The organism is Rhodococcus sp. R1101 (assembly GCF_000278445.1).
GTDB classification, from domain to species: domain Bacteria; phylum Actinomycetota; class Actinomycetes; order Mycobacteriales; family Mycobacteriaceae; genus Rhodococcus; species Rhodococcus gordoniae.
The window spans coordinates 1-4916 of record NZ_AJVB01000281.1 but is presented as its reverse complement, the minus strand read 5'-3'; the positions used below and the strand labels follow the sequence as shown (position 1 = coordinate 4916).

Here is a 4916-nt window from a genome sequence, read left to right as displayed (position 1 = left end):
CTGCTTGGCGAGGATCAGGCCGGAACGCGGACCACCGAGGGTCTTGTGCACGGTGGTGGAGACGACGTCGGCATAGGGCACAGGCGAGGGGTGCAGCCCCGCGGCGACCAGGCCGGCGAAGTGCGCCATGTCGACCCACAGGTACGCACCGACCTCGTCGGCAATGGAGCGGAAGGCCGCGAAGTCCTCGTGACGCGGGTAGGCGGACCAGCCGGCGACGATGACCTTGGGCTTCTCGCGCACGGCGATGTCGCGGACCTCGTCCATGTCGATACGGTGGTCGTCCTTGCTGACCCCGTAGGACGCGACGTCGTACAGCTTGCCGGAGAAGTTGAGCTTCATGCCGTGCGTGAGGTGGCCGCCGTGTGCGAGGTCGAGGCCGAGCAGCTTCTCGCCGGGCGTCATCAGCGCCATGAGCACCGCGGCGTTCGCCTGCGCGCCCGAGTGCGGCTGGACGTTCGCGAACTCGGCGCCGAACAGCTCCTTGGCGCGGTTACGGGCGAGGTCCTCGACGATGTCGACGTTCTCGCAGCCGCCGTAGTAGCGGCGGCCGGGGTAACCCTCGGCGTACTTGTTGGTCAGGACGCTGCCCTGGGCCTGCAGCACAGCGCGCGGCACGAAGTTCTCCGACGCGATCATCTCGAGCGTGTCGCGCTGACGCGACAACTCGCCGGCCATGGCCTCGGCGACCTCCGGGTCGAGGTCGTTCAGTGCGGCAGTGTTCACGTCGGCGCCGGGCGCAGCGGTCATCGAGATCTCTCCAAGCAGAGGGCGTCAGGGATACGGCCTCCAGTCTACGAAGGCCGTCCACCGCCCCGGTAGCCGGTACCCGACCGACCTGCGGTTCACCGCAGGCTGCTGGGCACCAGGGGTTCGTCGAGCAGGCGCCGGAACCGTTCGGCACGCTCGGCTCCGACCGGAACCTGCCCGAGCCAGCCGCCGAGGAGCCGGTAGCCCTCGACGTAGGTGCTGATGTAGGCGCGCCACAACGGTGACGACAGGAACCGCAGCGACTGCCGGGCACGTTCGGGGCTCGACAGCGACCAGCGCTGCAGGAATTCGACCACGTCGTCGTGACTGCGCCCGCGGTCGTGGAGCAGCAACGCGGCGTCCTGACGTACCGGCAGCAACTGCTCGGACGCCTCGGCCAGTTTCTCGGCGAGTTCGCCGTCGAACCGGAGCCCGAGATCGGCGTAGATCTCCTGCGCCCACTTCCCCCAGCCCGGGCCGACGATCGCTTCGAGCGCGAGATCGGCGAGGCCTTCGGCCATGAGGCACTGCGGGGTGTTGACGAGGAACAGCGTCTGCTCGGCCTGTCCGGCGGCGACGAGACCGGCCTCCTTGCGGCAATGCTCGGTGTGGTGCCCCGGATACGCCTCGTGCGCGATCAGCCGCGGCAGGTGCGCCATGGTCTGTTCGAGATCGGAGTTGATCGCGACCCGCGAACGGTAGTCACCGAGGTAGTAGTTGAAACCCGACCACGGCTTGTCGCCGACGACCTCGTACTCGACGCGTTCGGTATCGGGCAGCGGGTAGACCGCCCGCACCTTCTCGCGCAGCGCACCCGAGAACGCCTCGACGCAGTCGGCGAGGCGATCCGCAGGGATCACCTCGGACTTGCGGTGGGCCTGCATCCGCTCGGTGAGCGAACCCGGACCGGGAAGCAGCGCATCGAGGCGACGGTGCGCGTCGCGGTAGGTGTCCTCGTCGCCGGGAGCGATGCGCACGTCGAAGTACGCCTCGACCTCGTCGACGAAAGCGATCTCCTCCCCTGCGAACTTGCGGGCCGAGCAGTCGAGTGCGCGCAGATGCACGTCGAGGAAGCGGGTGCGCTCGTCGGACAGACCCGCACCGCGCAGTTCGTCCCGCAGGCGCCGCGCGATGTGCGATAGATCACGGGGATCGGGAGCCGGAGCGTTCTCGACCTTCCGCCGCAGTGCGGGATCGCCGGTGTAGGCGTCGACGAATCCTTCCTCGAGCCGGTCGAAAGCCAGACCCAGCAGCAGATATTCGTTCACGAAGTCGTCGGCTCCCATACCGGCCGAGCCTAGTCTCTCGTCGGCGGCCCGACACGGGAGAACCTGCCGGAGTGGGGACCCCGACGCGGCATCACCGTGTGTCAGCGAGCACAATCCGTTACATGGACATGCAACGCCGCATCCACCGCGCCGCCGGGAAGCCGTGCCGATGGCTCGTCTGAACGAACCGAGCCCGTACATCGAGTTCGACCGCAAGCAGTGGCGGACGCTGCGGAAGTCGACTCCCCTCGTCCTCACCGAGGACGAACTGGTCGGGCTTCGGGGCCTGGGCGAGCAGATCGACCTCGCGGAGGTCGCGGAGGTGTATCTGCCCCTCGCCCGGTTGATCCACCTGCAGGTCGCGGCCAGGCAGCGGTTGTTCGCGGCCACGGCGACCTTCCTCGGGGAGAAGCATCCCGATCAGCAGGTGCCGTTCGTGATCGGGGTGGCCGGCTCGGTGGCGGTCGGTAAGTCCACGACGGCCCGTGTGCTGCAGGCGCTGCTGGCACGGTGGGACCATCACCCCCGGGTGGATCTCGTGACCACCGACGGCTTCCTCTACCCCACCAAGGAATTGGTGCGGCGCAACATCATGCATCGCAAGGGCTTTCCCGAGAGCTACGATCGGCGCAAGCTGCTGCGGTTCGTCACCGAGGTCAAGTCCGGCGCGAAAGAGGTTGCGGCGCCGATCTACTCACACATCTCGTACGACATCATCCCCGGGCAGTACCACATCGTCCGCCAGCCGGACATCCTCATCATCGAGGGCCTGAACGTGTTGCAGACGGGCCCACGGCTGATGGTCTCCGACCTGTTCGACTTCTCGATCTACGTCGACGCGCGGATCGAGGACATCGAGAAGTGGTACGTGGAGCGCTTTCTCGCGCTGCGCAACACGTCCTTCGCCGATCCGGAGGCGCACTTCCACCACTACGCGAACCTGTCGGACCGGGACGCGATGAGTGCCGCGAAGGAGATCTGGCACTCGATCAACCTGCCGAACCTGGTGGAGAACATCCTGCCGACGCGGCCGCGCGCGACCCTGGTCCTGCGCAAGGACTCGGATCACGCCATCAACCGGCTCCGGTTGCGCAAGCTCTGAAGCGGCCCGCCGTTCCGCGCCGGACCGGCAGTCCGGTCAGGCGCCGAAACGGCGGTGCCGTGCGGCGTAGTCGCGCAGGGCGCGCAGGAAGTCGACCCGGCGGAACTCGGGCCAGTACGCCTCGGTGAACCAGATCTCCGAGTAGGCGGACTGCCAGAGCAGGAAGCCGGACAGCCGCTGCTCGCCGGAGGTGCGGATGACGAGATCCGGATCGGGCTGACCGGACGTGTAGAGGTGACTGTCGACGCCGTCGACCGTCACGGACTGGACGAGGTCCTCACCGCGAAGCCCCTGCGCGTAGCGCACCCGCAGGAGCGACTGCACGGCGTCGACGATCTCCTGCCGACCGCCGTACCCGACGGCCACGTTGACGTGCGTGCCCGTGCGTCCGGCGGTTCCGGCCGCGGCCTCGTGCAGTCGCTTGGCGTGATCGGACGGGAGGAGGTCGGTGGTGCCGACGATCTTCACGCTCCAGTTCTGCCCGGGCGCGGAGATCTCCTCCACCACGTCGGAGATGATCTCGAGCAGTGCGTCGAGCTCCTCCGGCTCGCGTCGGAGGTTCTCGGTGGACAGCAGATAGATGGTCGCCCTCTCGATGCCGGCGGCGTCGCACCAGCTCAGCAGCTCGGCGATCTTCTTAGCACCCTCGCGGTGGCCGTGACTGACGTCGGTGAAGCCGTTCTCGCGCGCCCAACGCCGATTTCCGTCGCACATCACCGCGACGTGCCGCGGATGCCGTGCCCCGTCGAGTTCCTTCAGCAGCCGGCGCTCGTAGAGCCGGTACAGCAATCCGCGGACGCTCACCCCGTCATCACCACCCGAGTCACATTACGCCCAGGGGTACCGGCGGTCGCGGCGGCGGTCACAGAGTCTCCCACCACGGGGTTCCACGTTGTAACGTGTCGACGGAACAAACCTACGGATGCGTAGGTTACCGTTCGGTACAGGAAGGAGCGCACGTATGACGGCCTTCGGCCTCGAGGAACTGCCCGTCACACCGCGGATGCGCGGATGGATCCACGCCTGGGCGTTCGGGGTGGCCGTCATCGCCGGTGCCGCACTCGTCTCGGCCGCGGCCTTCCTCGCCGCCCGCCCGGGCGCCGTGCTTCCCGCGACCGTCTACAGCCTCACGGTGTGCGGCGTGTTCGGGATCAGCGCGCTCTACCACCGCCTCACCTGGAGTCCACGGGCGCGCGTGTGGATGAAGCGTGCCGACCACTCGATGATCTTCGTGTTCATCGCGGGCAGCTACACCCCGTTCGCGACGCTGGCACTGCCACCCGGATCCGGACGGCCGTTGCTCATCGTCGTGTGGTCGGGAGCGCTCGCGGGTGTGGCACTGAAGATGTTGTGGCCGACCGCGCCGAGATGGGTCGGCGTACCCCTGTATCTGGTGCTCGGATGGGCGATCGTGCCCGTCTCCGGACAGCTGGTCGCCGAGGTCGGGCTCACCCCGATGCTGTTACTGCTGGTCGGCGGCCTGTTCTACAGCGGCGGAGCGATTCTCTACGCCACGCGCTGGCCCGACCCGTGGCCCGCGACCTTCGGACACCACGAGTTCTTCCACGCGGCCACGGTGGTCGCGGCCCTGTGTCACGCGATCGCGGTGTGGCTTGTGATTCTGGACTGAAACCTCACAGGCCACTTCGTGCAACTTCTCACACCACCCGAAGCGACTGTCACGCGTTTGTAGACTCGCGAGGGATGTCTATTCCGTTGCTCGCCTTCGAACTGACCGAGACCAACCGGGACTGGCTGATCCACCGGCCGCTGGCGATCCTGAGTTACATCGTCGT

At 67.5% G+C, this 4916-nt stretch carries 5 protein-coding genes; 2 read left to right on the top strand and 3 right to left on the bottom strand.

The genetic code is table 11. From position 1 onward, the window contains the following. Both glyA and R1101_RS0115935 read right to left on the bottom strand, forming a co-directional pair. Nucleotides 1-750, bottom strand: a 750-nt coding sequence (gene glyA / locus R1101_RS0115940; RefSeq protein ID WP_016934380.1) for a serine hydroxymethyltransferase, incomplete at its 3' end; no start/stop codon positions are given. 95 nt (nt 751-845) lie between these two features. Further along, a complete protein-coding gene (locus R1101_RS0115935) occupies nt 846-2036 on the bottom strand; it encodes a hypothetical protein (protein WP_016934379.1) in 1191 nt (396 codons plus the stop codon). A gap of 151 nt (nt 2037-2187) precedes the next feature. Between R1101_RS0115935 and coaA the strand changes: the two genes are divergently transcribed. Then, a complete protein-coding gene (gene coaA, locus R1101_RS0115930) occupies nt 2188-3120 on the top strand; it encodes a type I pantothenate kinase (protein ID WP_016934378.1) in 933 nt (310 codons plus the stop codon). A 36-nt stretch (nt 3121-3156) separates the two neighbouring features. Here coaA and R1101_RS0115925 read toward each other — a convergent pair whose 3' ends face one another. Continuing rightward, nucleotides 3157-3924: an isoprenyl transferase gene (locus R1101_RS0115925; protein ID WP_016934377.1), complete on the bottom strand. Its 768-nt coding sequence runs from the start codon at nt 3922-3924 to the stop codon at nt 3157-3159. Between the two features lie 157 nt (nt 3925-4081). Here R1101_RS0115925 and trhA point away from each other — a divergent pair, with 157 nt between their 5' ends. Beyond that, entirely contained in the window at nt 4082-4750 is a 669-nt protein-coding gene (trhA, locus tag R1101_RS0115920; protein WP_016934376.1) for a PAQR family membrane homeostasis protein TrhA, read from the top strand. Nucleotides 4751-4916 lie beyond the last annotated feature (166 nt).